The organism is Nonomuraea sp. NPDC049152 (genome assembly GCF_040648355.1).
Taxonomy (GTDB): Bacteria; Actinomycetota; Actinomycetes; order Streptosporangiales; family Streptosporangiaceae; genus Nonomuraea.
Genome location: NZ_JBEZDO010000019.1, coordinates 45,547 through 64,320, shown reverse-complemented (window position 1 = coordinate 64,320; position 18,774 = coordinate 45,547). Strand labels below are relative to the sequence as shown.

The 18,774-nt window shown below is 69.1% G+C and carries 19 protein-coding genes; 13 read left to right on the top strand and 6 right to left on the bottom strand.

From position 1 onward, the window contains the following. Positions 1 to 188 precede the first annotated feature (188 nt). Both AB0B45_RS30480 and AB0B45_RS30475 read left to right on the top strand, forming a co-directional pair. Positions 189 to 443, top strand: coding sequence for a hypothetical protein (locus AB0B45_RS30480; protein WP_358137482.1), 255 nt, complete (start codon positions 189 to 191; stop codon positions 441 to 443). 703 nt (positions 444 to 1,146) lie between these two features. Further along, positions 1,147 to 1,848 carry a hypothetical protein gene (locus AB0B45_RS30475; RefSeq protein ID WP_358137480.1) on the top strand — a complete coding sequence of 234 codons (702 nt, stop codon included), beginning with the start codon at positions 1,147 to 1,149 and terminating at the stop codon, positions 1,846 to 1,848. 92 nt (positions 1,849 to 1,940) lie between these two features. Here AB0B45_RS30475 and AB0B45_RS30470 read toward each other — a convergent pair whose 3' ends face one another. Further along, a complete protein-coding gene (locus AB0B45_RS30470; RefSeq protein WP_358137477.1) occupies positions 1,941 to 2,750 on the bottom strand; it encodes a tryptophan 2,3-dioxygenase family protein in 810 nt (269 codons plus the stop codon). Between the two features lie 127 nt (positions 2,751 to 2,877). Between AB0B45_RS30470 and AB0B45_RS30465 the strand changes: the two genes are divergently transcribed. Next, the gene (locus AB0B45_RS30465; protein ID WP_358137843.1) at positions 2,878 to 3,309 is read left to right on the top strand and encodes an Lrp/AsnC family transcriptional regulator; all 432 of its coding nucleotides are present in this window, start codon (positions 2,878 to 2,880) and stop codon (positions 3,307 to 3,309) included. A gap of 298 nt (positions 3,310 to 3,607) precedes the next feature. On the opposite strand, the gene AB0B45_RS30460 is transcribed toward AB0B45_RS30465, so the two are convergent. Further along, entirely contained in the window at positions 3,608 to 4,660 is a 1,053-nt protein-coding gene (locus tag AB0B45_RS30460; RefSeq protein WP_358137473.1) for an aldo/keto reductase, read from the bottom strand. A 289-nt stretch (positions 4,661 to 4,949) separates the two neighbouring features. Between AB0B45_RS30460 and AB0B45_RS30455 the strand changes: the two genes are divergently transcribed. The 5 genes from AB0B45_RS30455 to AB0B45_RS30435 all read left to right on the top strand — a co-directional run bounded on the left by AB0B45_RS30455 (position 4,950) and on the right by AB0B45_RS30435 (position 7,583). Next, the gene (locus AB0B45_RS30455; RefSeq protein ID WP_358137471.1) at positions 4,950 to 5,786 is read left to right on the top strand and encodes an LLM class flavin-dependent oxidoreductase; all 837 of its coding nucleotides are present in this window, start codon (positions 4,950 to 4,952) and stop codon (positions 5,784 to 5,786) included. A gap of 15 nt (positions 5,787 to 5,801) precedes the next feature. After that, positions 5,802 to 5,993, top strand: coding sequence for a hypothetical protein (locus AB0B45_RS30450; protein ID WP_358137468.1), 192 nt, complete (start codon positions 5,802 to 5,804; stop codon positions 5,991 to 5,993). A 65-nt stretch (positions 5,994 to 6,058) separates the two neighbouring features. Then, positions 6,059 to 6,655, top strand: a complete 597-nt coding sequence (locus AB0B45_RS30445) for a phosphotransferase (protein WP_358137465.1) — start codon at positions 6,059 to 6,061, stop codon at positions 6,653 to 6,655. Then, positions 6,655 to 6,969, top strand: a complete 315-nt coding sequence (locus AB0B45_RS30440; RefSeq protein ID WP_358137462.1) for a phosphotransferase — start codon at positions 6,655 to 6,657, stop codon at positions 6,967 to 6,969. Before AB0B45_RS30445 ends, AB0B45_RS30440 begins: the two co-directional genes overlap by 1 nt. 110 nt (positions 6,970 to 7,079) lie before the next feature. Continuing rightward, positions 7,080 to 7,583 (top strand): pyridoxal-phosphate dependent enzyme, encoded by a 504-nt coding sequence (locus AB0B45_RS30435; protein ID WP_358137461.1) that lies wholly within the window; start codon positions 7,080 to 7,082, stop codon positions 7,581 to 7,583. A gap of 91 nt (positions 7,584 to 7,674) precedes the next feature. Here the strand turns inward: AB0B45_RS30435 and AB0B45_RS30430 are convergent, their stop codons facing one another. Then, complete coding sequence (locus AB0B45_RS30430; protein WP_358137458.1) at positions 7,675 to 7,977, bottom strand: STAS domain-containing protein; 303 nt, start codon at positions 7,975 to 7,977, stop codon at positions 7,675 to 7,677. Between the two features lie 160 nt (positions 7,978 to 8,137). Beyond that, positions 8,138 to 9,457: a DUF5994 family protein gene (locus AB0B45_RS30425; protein ID WP_358137456.1), complete on the bottom strand. Its 1,320-nt coding sequence runs from the start codon at positions 9,455 to 9,457 to the stop codon at positions 8,138 to 8,140. Positions 9,458 to 9,856: 399 nt separating this feature from the next. On the opposite strand from AB0B45_RS30425, the gene AB0B45_RS30420 reads away from it, so the two are divergent. The 5 genes from AB0B45_RS30420 to AB0B45_RS30400 all read left to right on the top strand — a co-directional run bounded on the left by AB0B45_RS30420 (position 9,857) and on the right by AB0B45_RS30400 (position 15,088). Beyond that, complete coding sequence (locus AB0B45_RS30420; RefSeq protein ID WP_358137453.1) at positions 9,857 to 10,063, top strand: cold-shock protein; 207 nt, start codon at positions 9,857 to 9,859, stop codon at positions 10,061 to 10,063. Positions 10,064 to 10,380: 317 nt separating this feature from the next. After that, positions 10,381 to 10,470 (top strand): potassium-transporting ATPase subunit F, encoded by a 90-nt coding sequence (locus AB0B45_RS30415; protein ID WP_358137450.1) that lies wholly within the window; start codon positions 10,381 to 10,383, stop codon positions 10,468 to 10,470. Then, on the top strand, positions 10,470 to 12,119 hold the full coding sequence (gene kdpA / locus AB0B45_RS30410) for a potassium-transporting ATPase subunit KdpA (protein ID WP_358137447.1): 1,650 nt from the start codon (positions 10,470 to 10,472) through the stop codon (positions 12,117 to 12,119). Before AB0B45_RS30415 ends, kdpA begins: the two co-directional genes overlap by 1 nt. Further along, positions 12,116 to 14,236: a potassium-transporting ATPase subunit KdpB gene (gene kdpB, locus AB0B45_RS30405; RefSeq protein WP_358137444.1), complete on the top strand. Its 2,121-nt coding sequence runs from the start codon at positions 12,116 to 12,118 to the stop codon at positions 14,234 to 14,236. The genes kdpA and kdpB overlap by 4 nt, the downstream gene beginning before the upstream one ends. Then, positions 14,237 to 15,088: a potassium-transporting ATPase subunit C gene (locus tag AB0B45_RS30400; protein WP_358137441.1), complete on the top strand. Its 852-nt coding sequence runs from the start codon at positions 14,237 to 14,239 to the stop codon at positions 15,086 to 15,088. A gap of 34 nt (positions 15,089 to 15,122) precedes the next feature. Here the strand turns inward: AB0B45_RS30400 and AB0B45_RS30395 are convergent, their stop codons facing one another. Together AB0B45_RS30395 and AB0B45_RS30390 are read right to left on the bottom strand one after the other, a co-directional pair. Beyond that, positions 15,123 to 17,042, bottom strand: a complete 1,920-nt coding sequence (locus AB0B45_RS30395; RefSeq protein ID WP_358137438.1) for an amino acid transporter — start codon at positions 17,040 to 17,042, stop codon at positions 15,123 to 15,125. Between the two features lie 194 nt (positions 17,043 to 17,236). After that, positions 17,237 to 18,774: glycosyl hydrolase family 18 protein (locus tag AB0B45_RS30390; RefSeq protein WP_358137435.1), on the bottom strand; the 1,538-nt coding region annotated here is incomplete at its 5' end.

Here is an 18,774-nt window from a genome sequence, read left to right as displayed (position 1 = left end):
AATATAATCGCCTTCATCAAGTATGTCCTATATATCGGACTTGCCCCTCGAAAACGTGTTGATGAGAGATTGAGACTTCTTTGCCGTCATTCGATTGCCTCTGGTGCTACATGCAGGTCTAATAGCTAATGGCCAGCCTTCAAGCGGTAAGGCTGAGCTATGGAATCGAGATCAATCGGGGAATTAAGATGCTCAAGCAGCTTCTAGTCAGTGGCGCAGTGATTGCAGGGCTCGCCGGCGTGGCTTTTGTCACTCCGGCTCAGGCGGACGAGTGGCCCAAGTCGAATGAGACCGAACTGAACGTCTCCACGGTGTCCGGGAACACTGCCGTGTGCGGCAACCGCGGTATCGGCGATATCACCGTCGCCCTCATCCCCATCGGCCCGATGACGTCCGCCAACAACGAGTCGACGGGCTGCAACGTCAGCGTCAACCAGCAGTAACAGGACGCCGAGCAGTTCATGAAGGGCGTCGGTCCGAATGCGGATCGTCGACTCATCCGCAGAATGGACATGAACTGCCGGCGACACCGGCCGTCCATCCGGCGAGCGTTCAGGATGCTGGACGGCAGGCGCGAGTGCACAACCTTCGAGCCCATGCTCAGGACTTCCTGAATCTCCTCCATGGAGGCCATGCGCCCCTTGGTGTACGCCCGGAGCCGCGGGCGTCGTGGTTTGTGCCACGACGCCCGCATTTCGCGTCTATGGCCTGGCTAAAGCCCTGGTCCGTGTCATGAATGACCTCATTAGGCGCTGTTCGTCGTGTTTCGCGGAGTTGAGGAGCGGCGACTTTCTTGACGTTCGCGATCTTCTGCGAGACCGACTCCGGCCATCGGGCCAGACGAGCCGGCGGATCGGGGCGGGCGGGTGGCGCAGGAGATCCGTCACTCCGGACGATTACGGTGGCGGTTATCTCACGTTATAGCGCTATAAGCCATCCAGCCTCGTTAGACCGGGAACTGCGATTCAACTACTAATAGTGCGATTTCGCGTGTATGTGGCTCTTTCTTTTTGAGTATCGAGTCTTGGAGGTCATATGGAGATCGGGGGCGGCTGACCTGACCATGCGCGGGGTAGATCGTCGCTACCCAGGCCTTCACGAAGCTCGCTACTTCTGAAGGCCATGCATGACACGAAATGGACAAAAATGACGATACAGACCGGCCTTCCGCAACGTCGCGGAAGTGTTCGCAAGCTGACGCTGGCCGCCCTCGCCATGGGTGCCCTGCTCCTGCCCTCCGCCCAGGCGTGGGGTGCGTCAAGCGCTGTTACCGCCGGAGTCCAGACCGCCGCACAGCCGGCGGTCCTCTCCTGGGAGAAGTCGCTGAGCTGCCGAGGGGGCGGCTGCTGGGGTCGGCGCCACTTCGGGCGCTGCTGCCACCGCCACCACCACGGTCGTCACCACTGCCGCTGCAAGGCCGGGCGCCGCGGTCCGCAGGGTCTCAGGGGGCCGCAGGGTCTCAGGGGTCCGCAGGGTCCCAAGGGTTCGCAGGGCCCGAAGGGCCCCGCGGGCGATAGAGGGCCGGAGGGCCCTGGTGGCAGCGTCGCCACCGTCTTCATCAAGGACTCCAAGTTCGTCGCCACGGTGACGAGCGACGGCAGGACTCTCGTTCGCGACCCACGGACCAACCCCGAGTGGCATGACGTGTCGTCGGTGGAGTACTACCCCGGCGACGCCGTCGCTGTCGCGCTGGCGGCCTCGGGCCCCATCCTGCACGTGACCGTCCGCAACGGCGAGGGCAGGATCGCGCATTCCGCGTGCAGGGTCTACCCCGTGCCCGGTGAACGCGGCAACGACGAGTGGCCCGGCAACTGCGAGGCGTTCTACGAGCTGACCCCGCCGAGCTAACACTCCCGCTCTCGCCTGCCCAGGGCGCACGAGAGCCGGCCACCGCATGATCACCCGAGATCATGCGGTGGTCGCTGGGCGTTCCTGGGGTGCTAGATGAAGGTGCGGGCGGTCCACAGCTCGGGGAAGACCGTGCGCGCCATGCTGCGCTCCAGCCAGACCAGCCCCGCCGACCCGCCGCTGCCGGCCTTGGCGCCCATCGCTCGCCGTACGGCCTGCAGATGCTGGTACCGCCAGTCGGCGAAGCCCTCGGCGACGTCCGCCAGCGCCTCGCCGAGCATGCGCAGGTAGTTGCCGGGCCCGGTGTCGCCGTAGATCGACACCCACGCGTCGACCACGCCCTCGCCGCCGTCGGTCAGGCCGCGGCGCTCCAGCAGCGCGATCACCTCGTCCCACAGCGACGGTGACTCCAGGCTGTCCACCAGCTCGGCGTAGATCTCGGGCTGACGCTTAAACGGCCGGATCAGCGACTCGGTCTTGAGCCCCAGCGCGAACTCCAGGTGCCGGTACATCGCGGACTGGAAGCCCGATCCCTCACCCAGCAGGTCCCTGAAGCGGTTGAACTCGGCGGGGGTCATCCAGCGCAGCCCGCGCCATGCGGCGTTGAGCCCGTCCAGGTGCAGCGCGGCCCTGCGCAGCGGCGCCAGCGCGCCCCACACGTCGTCGTCACGCAGCAGGCTCTGGGCCTGGCGCAGCTCGAAGCGAATCAGCCCGAAGTACAGCTCCATGATCTGGCTGATCATCAGGAAGGACATCTCGCCGGGGTCGTCGCTCAACGTCCGCTGCAGCGTGTGCAGCGTGCTCGCGCGAACATACCGGTCGTACGGCACGCGACGGTCGAACTCGAGCGTCGGCGCACCGCCGTTGGCCTCGGCTCTCTCGTCCCTATCGACGGCGGTCATCGGCATGACTTCCATACCGCCCATCCTGCCTTCGCGGCCCTTGAGGTGGAATGCCGATCGAACGGTCCTTAGGCTGTTTACCCGCATACTCGTCGCGGATTTCGCCTTGAAGCCTTTGGAAGTGAAAGTGGACGATCTGGACTGGTTGTTGCTGGGTGAACTGCAGGCCGACGCGCGGCTGTCCTTCAGCGAGCTCTCGCGCCGGGTGCACCTGTCGCCGCCCGCGGTCGCCGAGCGGGTGCGCAAGCTGGAGGAGTCGGGCGTCATCGGTGGCTACCGCGCGTACGTCGACCCCAGGCACACGGGCCGCAGCGTGGTCGCGCTGGTCACGATGTCCTGCTACGGACCCGGGTGCGTGCTGCGCCACCCTGAGATGCTCGACTCGGCCGACATCTTCGAGGTGCACAGGGTGACCGGCGGGGCGTGCTGCGTGCTGCGGGTCGCGGTGCCCACGATGGAGGACTTCGAGTCGCTGATCGACAGGCTCGCGGCGTACGGCACGCCGTCCAGCTCGATGGTCCTGTCCAGCCCCGTGCCCTGGCGCCCCACAGGTCCCTGACCGGCGGTGCTTAGCCCCGTCCCCTGGCGCCCACCGGGGCCTGACAGGCGGTGTAAGTGATCGTCAAGTGTTCTTTCCTACGGTCTGTCCCATGATCAGACGTTGGTTGACGCTTACCTCCTTCACTCTCGCGGCGCTCCTGTTCGCGACGAACGCGACCGTCTTGAACGCGATCGCGGAACCTCTCGCCCTGCTCTACAGCATCGCGCCGTCCGCCGCCGCATGGGCGGCGGACGCCTACCTCATCGCTCTCGCCGGTGTGCTGATCCCGGTGAAGGCCTTGCCGTTCGGGGCCGGGTCATTCGGCCGCGGCGCGCTCCGCGAGTGGGCGGCGGCGGCGCGCGGCGTCGGCCAGCGACGGCGGACGCCACACGCCGTCGGGGTGGTAGACGTTGGTCCCCGGCGGCACGATGGCGTCGATCCGGTCGAGAGTCTCGTCGTCGAGGACGAGCGAAGCGCCCTTCAGCAGCTCGTCCAGGTGACGCATGGTCCGTGGCCCGGTGATCACGGAGGTGACGGCGGGGTGCGCGACCACGAAGGCCACGGCGAGCTCGGCGAGCGAGCAGCCGATGCTGGAGGCCACCTCGATCAGCTGCTCGACGGCGTCGTACTTGGCCGCGTTCTGCGGGAGCGAGGGGTCGAAGCGGGCGGGCGTGAGCGCGGGCCGGCCGGTGGACAGGTCGACGCTCCTGCCCTTCCTGTACGCGCCCGACAGGAATCCCGAGGCGAGCGGGCTCCAGGTCAGCACGCCCATGCCGTACCGCAGGCATACGGGCAGCACTGACGACTCGACCCCGCGGGCGAGCAGCGAGTACGGCGGCTGCTCGGTCCTGAACCGGTGCAGGGCGCGGCGGTCGGAGACGTGATGCGCCTCGACGATCTCCTCGGCGGGGAACGTCGAGCAGCCGAACGCGCGGATCTTGCCGTCACGCACGAGGTCGGTCAGCGCCGACAGCGTCTCCTCGATGTCGGTCCTGTGGTCGGGGCGGTGGATCTGGTACAGGTCGATCCAGTCGGTCTGGAGGCGCCTCAGGCTCTGCTCGACCTCTTTGATGATCCAGCGCCTGGAGTTGCCGCCCCTGTTGGGGCCCTGGCCCATCGGGAAGTGCACCTTGGTGGCGAGCACCACGTCGTCACGGCGGTCCTTGAGCGCCTTGCCCACGATCACCTCGGACTCGCCCGCGGAGTACATGTCCGCGGTGTCGACGAAGTTGACGCCCTGGTCGAGGGCGGCGTGGATGACGCGGACGCAGTCGTCGTGGTCGGGGTTGCCGACAGCGCCGAACATCATGGTCCCGAGGCAGTGGACGCTCACCTCCATACCGGTGCCACCCAGGGTGCGGTAACGCATGATCACGATCCTTCGACGGGGGGCCCGGTGATCCGGGCGTCGCCCAGACACCCTAGGAGATGGAGCGGACCCCGGGTCAACCCCCGCCGCGAGCCCGCGCGGCCCTCTGCGTCCCGCGCAGTGCGTCCCGCGCGGTCCATGCGGTCCACGCGGGCCGTCGGGTTTCTGCGGTCGAGGTGAGTGCGGCGGACGGCGGGGTCCTTGGCCGCCGGCCGTACGGGCTCCTTCGTCGCGATCGTTCGGCATGGGCGACACTGGTCGCGGCAGATCTCGGCGAGAGGGGACCCCCATGCGTTTCGGCCTCAAGGTCAACCCTGGCACCTGGGAGGAGGCGAGCCAATGGGCGCGGATCGCCGAGGAGTCGGGGTTCGACGGGTTGTGGACGGGCGACAACCTGCTCAATTCGCGTAACGCCGCCACACCCGTGCACGACGGGCCCACGATCATCGCCGCGTGGGCGGCGACCACGACGCGGATCAGGGTCGGCCTGCTGATCGGCAACATGGCCTACCGGCGGCCGACCGTGCTGGTCAAGCAGGCGGTGAGCATCGACCACGTGTCGGCGGGGCGGTTCGAGCTCGGCATCGGCTCCGGCCTGTGGCCCGCCGACCACGCCATGGCCGGGGTGCCGTTCTGGAACCCCAGGGAGCGGGCGGAGCGCCTGCGTGAGTTCGTCGGCGCGGTCGACCGGCTGCTGTCGGGCGACACGAGCGACCACGAAGGCCCGCACTACCCCTACTCCGGCGCGGCGCTGTCCCCTGCGCCCGTCCAGTCGCGCGTCCCGCTCATCGTCGCCGCCAACGGGCCGAAGGGGCTCGCCGTGGTGGCCGACCACGCCGACGCGTGGGTGACGTTCACAGGAGCGGCCGCCGAGGACGACTTCTACCAGGCCTCGGTCGAGCGTGGCAGGACCCTCGACGCGCTCTGCGGCGAGCGCGGCAGGCAGCCGGGGCAGGTGCGCAGGATCCTGCTCGCGTACGGCTCGATCACGCCGTGGGCCTCGGTCGACGACTTCGCGAGGATGGTGGACCGTTACGAGGCGATCGGCTTCGACGAGATCGTCTGCTACGCGCCCAAGCCGGAGGAACGCGCGGTCTTCGACAAGGTCGTCAGCCGCTTCGCCTGATCGCTAGGGCTCGGCGTGCAGATCCATGAAGTCGTCGAGTCCCTTGCGGTAGTAGGCGAGGTCGCCCTCCATCCACCGCCGCGCCTGCCGTCCGCGCTCTCCCCATACGCATGCCAGAAGCCTGACCTGTGGCGGCCGATCTATTACACCTACGCGGTCAGGACGAGCAGGGAGATCCCGGTGGTCGTCCTGGAGCGCACGAGTTGACGCGGACCGTCGGCTGACGCTCGTATTGACCTTCGAACAGCCGCCCAGGCCCGCGGAAGGCGTCCATGACCTCTGGCAAGATGCACGCGAATGAGCCGGACATCGACGCGGACCTCGTCCGCAGGCTGCTCGCCGGCCAGTTCCCCCGCTGGGCCGAGCTGCCCATCGAGCCCTTCCCTTCCTCGGGCACGGTCAACGCGGTCTACCGGCTAGGCGACGACCTGTCCGTCCGCCTCCCCCGCGTGAAGGGAGGCGTCAAGGACGCGGTGGCCGAACGCCAGTGGCTGCCCAGGCTCGCGCCGCTCCTGCCCGTGGCCGTCCCCGCGGTCCTGGAGACCGGAGAACCCGCCGAGGGCTACCCATGGCACTGGACCGTCTGCCCCTGGCTGGAGGGTGAGAATCCCGTCGTCAACGCCCTGCCTCATCCCGACCTGCTGGCCGAGGACCTGGCGGCCTTCATCACCGCGCTGCGGCGGATCGACCCCGCGGGAGCCCCGCCCGCCTACCGGGGTGGCCCGCTGGCGGCACTCGACACCTCGACCCGGGCCGCGATCGACGAGCTGCGCGGATTCATCGACACGGAGGCGGCCATCCGGGCCTGGGACGCCGCCCTGAAGACCCCGGACTGGTCAGGGCGCCCACCTGGTCCCATTCCGACCTGATGCCGGGCAACCTCCTGGTCGATCAGGGCCGCCTGAGCGCCGTCCTCGACTTCGGATGCATGGGCGTCGGCGACCCGGCCTGCGACCTGCTCCCCGCCTGGAACCTGCTGCCCGCGCAAGCCCGCCCGGTCTTCCGCGCCGCCGTGGGCGCCGATGACGCGATGTGGGCACGCGGCCGCGGCTGGGCCCTGTCCATGGCCCTGATCCAGCTCCCGTACTACCACCGCACCAACCCCGGCATCGCCGCCAACGCCCGCCACGTCATCCACGAAGTCCTCGCCGAGGCCCAGCGGGAGCCGTCGGAACTCGCCTGACGCGGCCTGCGCGCCTCGACCGCCTCGCGGCCGGAGGTCTTGTCACCCCGCCCGCTCGTCCGTCCTGTGCCGCGCAGGTTCCTCGGTCGGAAACAGGATCGTGCTAGCCCGTGGGCAACGGTGGGAACATCACCGCCACCTGGCGCGGCTACCAGACCTACCAGGCCGCGGGCCTGGCCGGCCGGCTCCCGCGCATGTGGGGCTTCCAGGCGGCCGGCGCGGCCCCGCTCGTGCACGGCGCGCCGGTCGCGGCCCCGGAGACCGAGGCGAGCGCGATCCGCGTGGGCAACCCCGCCACGTGGGACGGCGCCGTCGCCGCCCGCGACGAGTCCGGCGGGCTGATCGCCGCCGTGACCGACGAGCAGATCTTCGACGCTTACCGGGAGGTCGCCCGCCGTGACGGCGTCTTCGCCGAGCCCGCCTCGGCGGCCGGGATCGCGGGCCTGCTCGACCTGCACGCCAAGGGCAGGCTGGAGCTCGGCCGGCGGGTCGTGATCACGCTCAGCGGCAACGGGCTCAAGGACCTGGACGCCTCGCTGCGCGACGGCTACACCTCGACCGTGACCTCCTCGGCCACCGCCGACGTGGCCCGCGCGCTCCTGACGGCGGCCTGAGCGTGCCCGGCCGGATCGAGCGGGCCGACCGGCTGCCGACGGGACCCGGCGACGGCCGCTGGGCCTGACCACTCCTGGAGCGCGACCCGTCCTACTCGTAGATGAGGAAGCCGGGGCCCAGGCCCGTGGTTCGCAGGAGCTCGGCGGTGTACGGGTTCGGCGCGGCCAGGGCGAGCAGGATGCCCATGGACCTGGCGCGGCGTCGTGCTCCGACCAGCACGCCGAGACCGGAGACGTCGTCGAACGAGGCGCACGAAAGGTCGCAGATCAGGGTGCCCTCGCTGGTCGGCAGGAGCCGGAGCAGCCGCTGGCGCAGGGCGTTGCTGGAGAAGATGTCGATGACGCCGCGCAGGTGGACGACGGTGGCGGTGGGCGCGAGAAGTGCCGATGTCATGCTGGCCAAGCCCGTCTCGGTGCTCGAGTGAGACCGATGCTCTGTCTATCGCCGCGGCGACGCCGGGCCGGTGCGCCGGCGTGCACGATGTCCTCGGTCGCGCCAGCCTACCTGCTCGGACGGTGGACGTCCGGCGGGCGGCGGCCGCGAGTCGCTCGTCTCAGTAGGCCTCACCGCCGACCGTGATCGTGGTGGCGCCCCGCTTGGCGTACGAGACGAGATGGTCGATCTCCACGAAACCGGCATCGACGAACACCGCCCAGGTCGGGTGCCCGTCGGCCTGCTTGTCGTCGGCGTAGAGGACCGTCTCCGACGCGCCGTGCCTGCGCAGGAGCGTGATGGCCTCGTACAGCATCGCCCGCTCGAACGTCTCGTCCGTGTGGAGGGCGTCCGCGCCGAACCACCAAAGGACGCCGACGTCTCCCACCGGCGTCTGGGCGACGACTTCGGCGGAGAGGTCGTCGTCGTGGCTCCTCAGCCACCAGCCGAGCGGGGCCGTGCTGCGGACCACCTCGACGGGCGGGTGGGTCGTCTCAGGAAGGCAGGCCTCTGGCGTGACACGACGCAGGTACCGCCACGAGTTCCGGCCGGAGAACCCGGCGTGCTCCAGCACCTTGCGTGTCACGGGCCGGCGTCCGGAAGGAAGGGCCGAGGGGCCGAGACCGAGGCCGGACATGAAGGCGTGGACGGTCCGCCTGCCGCTCAGTTCCTCAAGGGCGTGGGAGACGAGCGCCTCGACGACGACCAGGATCTCGCGGCCGTGCAACCACAGGATCAGTCCTTCGCCGGTGTCCCTGCGAACCGCGTAGGACACGGCGCCGAGCACCTGGCTGTCGGCGTCCACCATCACCTCGGTTCTCGGCCTGTCGAACTGCGCCCAGGGGGCGGGGTCGCGGCGGCACGTTCCCTCGATGGCCTCGTCGAGCACCTCGGGCGAGCAGATGGGCTGGCCCGGCAGGTGGTCGGCCTCGACCAGCGCCAGCACGGCCGCCTGGTCGGAGGACCGGTAGGGGCGTATCGCGATGTCGGGCGCCGGTGCCGGGTGGAACGGGCGGCAATGAGAGAGGATCTCCGTCGCGGACAGGGTGTTGCCGGTGCGCGCCGCGGTCCGCATCGCGGCGGCGGCCATCGACGAGGCGGTGTCCGGTGGGATCACCAGGAGTTGGAAGCCGTCCTGGTCACCACGGATCAGCCTGATCGTGTCGGCGGTCTCAGGGAAGCCGCTGACCCGGAGGAACCGGCCGTCGATCATGAGGTGGGCGGGAACGTCGTCCCAGGCGGCCAGGTCGAGCCTGACCCGCAGGATGGGGCCGAGCAGGGCGTCGAGCGCGCTGACGAGGGCGGGGAGCTCGGCGCACAGCTCCGTCGAGCGAGGCCACCATGCTCCGTCGAGGTTCCCGTCGCGGGTGAGGGTCGGTTCCAGATGGATCCGGGCTGTCGGCGTCGGCTCGGGCGGGGGCAGGGTGCGTACGATGTGCAAGTCGTGGTTCGGCATCAGACGTGCCGCCCGTCTCCGGCGTACAGCGCCGACTGTGCCTGAGGCGACGCCGACGCGGCTGCCGACATACGGAATGTCCCAGGTGAGCCCAGCTTACGCCTCCCCAGGGGGATTGACCCCTCTCGCGTGGAGCCTGCTATACGCGCCCGGGCGGATCCTGCCGGAGGAGAAAAACGACCCGCAAGCGCGTGTCGCAGCAGCCGGGGTACGTGCTAAATTTATTGGTGTTGCAGTTCTGGTACCCATGAACGTTGTGTGCGCCTGACGGGATGTAACCCCCAGGCGCATTTGTTTTAGCCGGTCATTTCCGGATGGGTCATTGCGGCGACGTGGGCCCGTGACGTACGGGTTTCATTACTGCGCCTATCGAGGGAGATCGACATGGCAACTGGCGTCGTGAAGTGGTTCAACGCCGAAAAGGGTTTCGGCTTCATCGCGCAGGACGGCGGCGGCGCTGACGTCTTCGCCCACTACTCCAACATCGCCACCCAGGGCTACCGCGAGCTCCAGGAGGGCCAGAAGGTCAGCTTCGACGTCACGCAGGGCCAGAAGGGCCCGCAGGCGGAGAACATCGTTCCCGTCGTCTGACGATTCGCGCGACACGAGCCGGGATCTGGTCCCTTAAGGGGCCGGGTCCCGGCTTGTGTTTTTGAGCGGGGCGAGCGATCTCGACGGCATCGCCGCCTCTCGTCAACGGCACGCATGACGTAAGGATCGTGTCAATACTCGGCGCCTTGCCGTATGGAACCCGTCAAGAACGGCAAAACTCCTCAAATCCCCCGATTTGCTGACCAGGAAAGCAATATTCGGACCTGAGGAGTGGGGATGGCTGACGTCATCTTCGTCGCCCTGACGATCGCGATCTTCGTGATCTTCGGGCTTGTCGTCAAGGCGGTGGAGCGCCTGTGAGCGCCGTCAACGCCACCGGCCTGATCGTGGCCGTCGTCGTGGTGATCTTCATGATCGCGGCCCTGCTCTTCCCGGAGCGCTTCTGATGGGCTGGGTCTTCATCGCCTCCTTGGCCATCGCGCTGGCCGTGGCGTACAAGCCGCTCGGCGACCACATGTACCGGGTCTACACCGGCGCCAAGGACACCGTGGTCGAGCGCTTCATCTATCGGCTGCTGGGCGTCCGCGCCGACGCCGAGCAGCGGTGGGCCGTCTACGCCCGCAGCCTGCTGGCCTTCTCGCTCGTCTCGATCCTGTTCGTGTACGGCATGCAGCGCCTGCAGGACAAGCTGTGGCTGTCGCTCGGCTTCGCGCCGGTGCCCGGCCACCTCGCGTGGAACACCGCGATCAGCTTCGTCACCAACACCAACTGGCAGGCCTACGCGGGCGAGAACACCATGGGCCACCTGGTGCAGATGGCGGCGCTCGCCGTACAGAACTTCGTCTCGGCCGCGGTCGGCATGGCCGTGGCGATCGCGCTGGTGCGCGGTTTCGCCCGCAGGGGGGCCGACACCATCGGCAACTTCTGGGTCGACCTGGTGCGCGGGACCGTGCGCATCCTGCTGCCCATCGCGTTCGTCGGTGCGCTGATCCTCGTGGCGGGCGGCCTGGTGCAGAACTTCGCAGGCCCACACGAGATCACCACGCTCGCCGGCGGCACGCAGAACATGACCGGCGGCCCGGTGGCCAGCCAGGAGGTCATCAAGGAGCTGGGCACCAACGGCGGCGGCTTCTACAACACCAACTCGGCCCACCCGTTCGAGAACGCCACCTCCTGGACCAACTGGTTCGAGATCTTCCTGATCCTGGTCATCCCGTTCGGCCTGACCCGCACCTTCGGCAGGATGGTCGGCCAGGTCCGCCAGGGTTACGCGATCCTCGCGGTGATGGCCACGATCGCCGTCGCGAGCGTCGCGCTCACCAACGTGTTCGAGCTGCGGGCGGGGGGCACCGTCCCGCAGGCGATCGGCGCCGCCATGGAGGGCAAGGACGTGCGCTTCGGCGTCGCCAACTCCGCGACGTTCGCCGCCTCGACCACGCTCACCTCGACGGGCGCCGTGAACTCCGCCCACGACTCCTACACCGCGTTCGGCGGCATGATGACCTTGTTCAACATGATGCTGGGCGAGGTCGCTCCCGGCGGCGTGGGCGCGGGCCTGTACGGCATGCTCGTCCTGGCCGTGATCACCGTGTTCGTCGCCGGCCTCATGGTCGGCAGGACGCCCGAGTACCTCGGCAAGAAGATCGGCGCCCGAGAGATCAAGCTGGCCTCGCTGTACTTCCTGGTCACCCCGATCCTGGTGCTGGTCGGCACGGCTGTGGCCATGGGCAACGAGGCGGGCCTGGCGGCCAGGCTGAACGCCGGGCCGCACGGCTTCTCCGAGATCCTCTACGCCTTCACCAGCGCCTCGAACAACAACGGCTCCGCCTTCGGCGGGGTCACCGTGAACACCCCGTGGTACGACGTGGCGCTCGGCCTGTGCATGGCGCTCGGCCGCTTCCTGCCGATCATCTTCGTGCTCGCGCTGGCCGGCTCGCTGGCCAAGCGGGCGCCGGTGCCCGAGTCGGCGGGCACGCTGCCGACCCACAGGCCGCAGTTCGTCGGCATGGTCGTCGGCGTGACGATCATCGTGGTCGCGCTGACCTTCCTCCCGGCTCTGGCGCTCGGCCCCCTCGCGGAAGGACTCCTGTCATGACGACCCACCTGGCAGAGGCGCCGGAGAACGCTCCCTCACCCAAGAGGAACAAGGTCGGTGGCGGCCTGCTCGATCCCAAACAGCTCGTCAGGTCGCTGCCGGACGCGATCGTCAAGCTGAACCCCGTCACGCTCTGGCGCAACCCCGTGATGCTGATCGTGGAGATCGGCGCGGTGTTCACCACCGTCCTGGCGGTCCTCGACCCGTCGTTCTTCGCCTGGGCGATCGTGGTCTGGCTCTGGCTGACGGTCGTGTTCGCCAACCTGGCCGAGGCGGTCGCCGAGGGCAGGGGCAAGGCGCAGGCGGCGACGCTGCGCGCCGCCAAGCGCGACACCACGGCCCGCCGCCTGAGGAGCCGCACCTCCACGGAGTGGGACACCGTCGGCGCGCCCGAGCTGAAGCTGGGCGACTTCGTGGTCGTCGAAGCGGGGGAGACCATCCCCGGAGACGGCGACGTCGTCGAGGGCATCGCGAGCGTCGACGAGTCGGCGATCACGGGTGAGTCCGCGCCGGTGATCCGGGAGTCGGGCGGTGACAGGTCGGCGGTGACCGGTGGCACCAAGGTGCTGTCCGACAAGATCATCGTACGGATCACGCAGAAGCCGGGAGAGAGCTTCATCGATCGGATGATCTCCCTGGTCGAGGGCGCGAACCGGCAGAAGACGCCGAACGAGATCGCGCTCAACATCCTGCTGGCCGCGCTGACGATCATCTTCCTGGTCGCCACTGTCACCATGCAGCCTTTCGCGATCTACGCCAAGACGGTCAACCCCGGTGTCCCCGACTCGGCGGCGCTGACCGGTGACGGCGTGACGGGTGTGGTGCTGGTCTCGCTGCTGGTCTGCCTGATCCCGACCACGATCGGCGCGCTGCTGTCGGCGATCGGCATCGCGGGCATGGACCGGCTGGTCCAGCGCAACGTGCTGGCCATGTCGGGCCGCGCGGTCGAGGCCGCGGGCGACGTGAGCACGCTGCTGCTGGACAAGACCGGCACCATCACGCTGGGCAACCGGCAGGCCTCGGAGTTCGTGCCGGTCGCAGGGGTGCCAGAGGTGGAGCTGGCGCGGGCGGCACAGCTGTCCAGCCTGGCCGACGAGACGCCCGAGGGCCGCTCGATCGTGGTGTACGCCAAGACGGCGTACGGCCTGCGGGAGCGGGAGCCGGGCGAGCTGGCCCACGCCCACTGGATACCGTTCACCGCGCAGACCCGCATGTCGGGCGTCGACCTCGACGGCAGGCAGGTCCGCAAGGGCGCGGCCACCGCCGTCATGAAGTGGGTCCGCGACCACGGCGGCCACCCGACCGACGAGGTCGGCCACATCGTGGACGGGATCTCGGGCTCGGGCGGCACCCCGCTGGTCGTGGCCGAGAAGGGCCGCGTGCTCGGCGTCATCCACCTCAAGGACGTCGTCAAGCAGGGCATGCGCGAGCGGTTCGACGAGATGCGTCGCATGGGCATCCGCACCGTCATGATCACCGGTGACAATCCGCTGACCGCCAGGGCGATCGCCGACGAGGCGGGCGTGGACGACTTCCTCGCCGAGGCCGCGCCGGAGGACAAGCTCGCCCTGATCAAGAGGGAGCAGGAGGGCGGCCGCCTGGTCGCCATGACCGGCGACGGCACCAACGACGCCCCCGCGCTCGCGCAGTCGGACGTCGGCGTGGCCATGAACACCGGCACCAGCGCCGCCAAGGAGGCGGGCAACATGGTGGACCTCGACTCCAACCCGACCAAGCTCATCGAGATCGTGGAGATCGGCAAGCAGTTGCTGATCACGCGTGGCGCGCTGACCACGTTCTCGATCGCCAACGACATCGCCAAGTACTTCGCGATCATTCCCGCGATGTTCGCCGCGGTGTACCCGGGCCTGGACGCGCTCAACATCATGCGCCTGACCAGCCCGCAGTCGGCGATCCTGTCCGCCGTCGTCTTCAACGCGCTGGTGATCATCGCGCTGATCCCGCTGGCCCTGCGCGGCGTGCGCTACCGGCCCTCCAGCGCCTCCAAGCTGCTCAGCCGCAACCTCTACGTCTACGGCCTGGGCGGCATCGTCGCGCCCTTCATCGGCATCAAGCTGCTCGACCTTCTCATCCAATTCCTTCCGGGGATGTCGTAAATGGAACGCCTGCCCAGCTGGGTTCGCCAGCACCTCGCCGCCGTCCGCGCGATCGTCGTCCTGACCGTGATCCTCGGCGGGATCTACCCGCTCGCGGTCACCGGTGTCGCCCAGGCGGTCTTCCACGACAAGGCCAACGGCTCCCTAGTCGAGCGCGACGGCAAGACCGTGGGGAGCGCCATCGTCGGCCAGCTCTTCACCGACAAGGACGGCAACCCCGTCAGGAAGTACTTCCAGAGCCGGCCGTCGGCGGCCGGTGACGGCTACGACATGCTGTCGACCGCCGCCGGCAACCTCGGCCCCGAGGACGTCGTCGACACCCTGCCGGTGCCGGGCGCCGAGGGCAAGCAATCGCTGCTCACCCAGGTCTGCGCCCGCTCCGAGGCGATCGGCGAGCTGGAGGGCGTCAGCGGCGCCAGGCCGTACTGCACGCCCGACGGCGTGGGCGCGGTGCTGAAGGTCTTCCCCGCCGTCGGAACGCCGACCAGGGCGGTCAGCGTCAACCAGGCCTGCCCCGCGCGGCCCTTCGCCGCCACCTTCGAGGGCGTCAAGGTCGAGTGCGGCAAGCCGGGCGAGGACTACGCGGCCGGCCGTACCGTGCCCGTCCGGGGCACGGCGGGAGCGCCTGCGGTGCCCGCGGACGCGGTCACGGCCAGCGGCTCGGGGCTCGACCCGCACATCTCGCTCGCCTACGCCCAGCTCCAGGCGCCCCGAGTCGCCAAGGAGCGCGGGATCGCCGTGGCGACGGTGAACGCGCTCATCAAGGAGCACACCACCGGCAGGGCGCTCGGATTCATGGGCGAGCCTGCGGTCAACGTGCTCCAGCTCAACCTGGCCCTCGACAAGGGATAGCGGCGAGGTCCCTCTCGTTGCGGGAGGGACCTCGCTAGCCGACGTGCACCTGGGGTCGTCTGGCGAGCTCGGGTTCGGCCTGGCGCAGGACCTCGCGCGTCAGCGGCGGCACGTCGCCGCCGCCGAACAGCAGGTAGCGCAGCATCGCGGCGACCGGATTGCCCTCCACCCAGTGGAAGTAGACGTGCGGCTGCTTGCCCGTGACGTCGCGCAGGTGGAGCAGGATCGCCGCGATCGTGTTGGGGATGTTGGAGCTGCTGACCTTGAGGATGCTGTAGCCGTGGCGCTCCTCGCCGATCACCTTCAGATCCGACGAGAACTCCGACGCGTCGCCGATGGTCACCTCGAGGAACAGCATGGGCTCGTCAGGGGGCAGGTGGTGATGCGCCCTGGCCTCCCTGTCCTTGTCCGCGTACTCCCGCGAGTCCCGCTCGTCGGGCTCGTTGGCGATCAGCCGCAGCGGGCCGTCGACGGCCTCGACCAGGCGCAGCGCCGTGGGGTCGAGTTCGATGCGGCCGGCCCGCAGCTCGGTCGAGCGGGTGGCCCTGGAGATGAGCGAGGTGATGACGATGGCGAGGACGAAGAACAGGGCGATCTGCAGGCCGTCGGGGCGCTCGACGATGTTGACCACCGTCGTGTAGCCGAGGACCAGGGAGATCGTCGCGAACCCGTAGGCGGCAGGGCGCCGCCCCTTGCGGTAGGTGGAGATCGTGACGGCCACGGCGGCGGACAGGATCAGCGCGAGGACGCCCGTGGCGTACGCGCCGCCCTGGGACTCGACGTCGGCGCCGAACATGATGGTGATCAGCACGGAGATCGCGGCGAACACCAGGACCAGCGGCCTGATGGCGCGGGTCCAGTCGGGGGCCATGCCGTACCTGGGCAGGTAGCGGGGGACGATGTTGAGCAGGCCCGTCATGGCGGAGGCGCCCGCGAACCACAGGATGGCGATGGTGCTGATGTCGTAGACGGTGCCGAACAAGTCGCCGAGGTACTCGTGGGCGAGGAAGGCCAGCGCGCGCCCGCTCGCCCTGCCGCCCTTCTCGAACTCCGCGTGCGGGATGAGGATCGCGGTGGCGAAGCTGCTGGCGATCAGGAACCCGCTCATGATCAGGGCGGCGGTGGTGAGCAGCCGCTTGGCCCCCTTGATGCGCTCCTCCAGGGTGCCCTGGATCTGCGGCATCACCGCGACGCCCGTCTCGAACCCGGACAGGCCGAGCGCGAGCTTGGGCAGGACGAGGAGGGAGACGCCGATCATCGCGAGCGGCCCCGCGTGGCCCGTCGTCAGGGCCGTCTGCCAGTTGGCCACCAGAGCGGGATGCTCGATCACCTGGAGCAGGCCCATGCCCACGACCACGACGTTGAGCGTCAGGTAGACGGCGACGAGGACCACGGCGAGCCCGATGGCCTCGTTGAAGCCGCGCAGGAAGATCGCGCCCAGTGCGGCGATCAGCAGGGTCGTGATGAGGACCCGCTGGCCGCTCAGAGCCTCGGGAACGAAGGGGTTCTCCACGATGTGCGCCGTGGCGTCGGAGGCGGACAGCGTGATCGTGAAGACGAACGCCGTCGCCACGAAGCCGAGCAGCACCAGGACCAGGAGCTTGCCCCACCAGTGGGGCAGCAGGCGCTCCAGCATGGCGATGGAGCCGAGGCCCCTCGGGCTCTCCTCGGCGACCGCGCGATAGGTGGGAAGCGCGCCGAACAGGGTGAGGGCCACCAGCAGCGACGTCGCGATGGGGGAGAGCGCGCCGGCGGCCAGGGCCGCGATGCCCGGCTGGTAGCCCAGCGTGGAGAAGTAGTCGACGCCGGTGAGGCACATCGTCTTCCACCACGGGTGCTGCTTGTCGGGATGCTCCTCGTGCATCCCTGATGAGTGGCGGTCCTCCGGCTTCAGGCCGTCCAGCAACCAGGTCCTGACCGACTTCCCGCCGGCGGCCTCTGTCGTCGTGGACATGTCTTCACCCTTCGTACGCCAATGGGGCACCAAGGTTAGCGATATCGGTCACGCGGGCTCACCCTCGGTGGGCCACGCCCGGAGCCGGACGGGCCGATCGGGGGCTGTACCGGCAGGGCGGGCGGCCGTGTCCCCGGAAGCCGAAAGGGCCGGTCCCCCAGGCGGGGGACCGGCCCTGGCGGGCTAGCCGGAGGTCATCCCAGGCCGCTCTTCATCGCGGTGATCAGCTCACCGTTGGTGGTGTCGCCGCTGAGCTCCCAGAAGAACGCGCCGCCGAGGCCCTGGTTCTTCGAGTAGCTCATCTTGCCGCCGATCGTGCTCGGCGTGTCGTAGCTCCACCACTGGTTGCCGCAGTAGGCGTAAGCCGTACCGGCGATGGTGCCGGTGGCGGGGCAGCGGGTCTTGAGGACCTTGTAGTCCTCGATGCCCTGCTCGTAGGTGCCTGGCGCGGCACCCGTGGCGGTGCCGCCTGGCGCGGACTGGGTGACGCCGGTCCAGCCGCGGCCGTAGAAGCCGATGCCGAGCAGGAGTTTGCTCGCGGGGACGCCCTTGCTCTTGAGCTTCTGGATGGCGTTGTCGGAGTAGAAGCCCGGGGTCGGGATGCCGCTGTAGCCGGTCAGCGGCGAGTGCGGGGCGGTCGGGCCCTGGGCCGCCCAGGCGCCGAAGAAGTCGTACGTCATGACGTTGTACCAGTCGACGTACTGCGCGGCGCCGCCGTAGTCGGCCGCGTCGATCTTGCCGCCGTTGTTGCCGTCGGCGGTGATGGCCGCGGTGACCAGGTTGCCGGAGCCGAAGCGGCTGCGCAGGGCCGACATCACGTTCTTGAACGCGGCGGGCCCGCTGGTGTCGCAGGTGAGGCCGCAGGCGTTCGGGTACTCCCAGTCGATGTCGATGCCGTCGAAGACGTCCGCCCAGCGTGGGTCCTCCACCAGGCGGTAGCAGGAGTCGGCGAAGGCCGTCGGGTTCTGCGCGGCCTGGCCGAAGCCGCCGGACCAGGTCCAGCCGCCGAAGGAGAACAGCACCTTGAGGTTCGGGTACTTCTTCTTGAGCTTGCGCAGCTGGTTGAAGTTGCCGCGCAGCGCGCCCGCGTCCCACGTGTCGGCGACGCCGTCCACGCTCTCACCCGCCTGGTAGAAGCGGTCGTAGTCGGCGTAGCTGTCGCCGATTGTGCACTGGCCGTTCTGGACGTTGCCGAAGGCGTAGTTGATGTGGGTCAGCTTGGCCGCCGAGCCGCTGGTGTCGATGTTCTTGACGTGGTAGGCGCGCTGGTAGACGCCCCACTGGACGAAGTAGCCGAGGACCTTGTTGCCGCCGCCTCCGCCGCCGCCCGTGGTGGTGGCGGTGACGCTGGTGCTGTGGGCGGACTGGTTGCCTGCGGCGTCGCGGGCGCGGACGGTGTAGGTGTAGGCGGTGTTGGCCGAAAGGCCGGTGTCGGTGTGGGTGGTGCCGGTCACGGTGGTGAGGAGGGTGCCGCCGCGGTAGATCTCGTAGCCGGTGACGCCGACGTTGTCGGTGGAGGCGTTCCAGGCGAGGGAGACGCTGCCGGCGGTGACGCCGGTGGAGCGGAGGTTGCCGGGGACCGACGGCGGGCTGGTGTCGCCTCCGCCGCCGCCCGTGGTGGTGGCGGTGACGCTGGCGCTGTGGGCGGACTGGTTGCCTGCGGCGTCGCGGGCGCGGACGGTGTAGGTGTAGGCGGTGTTGGCCGAAAGGCCGGTGTCGGTGTGGGTGGTGC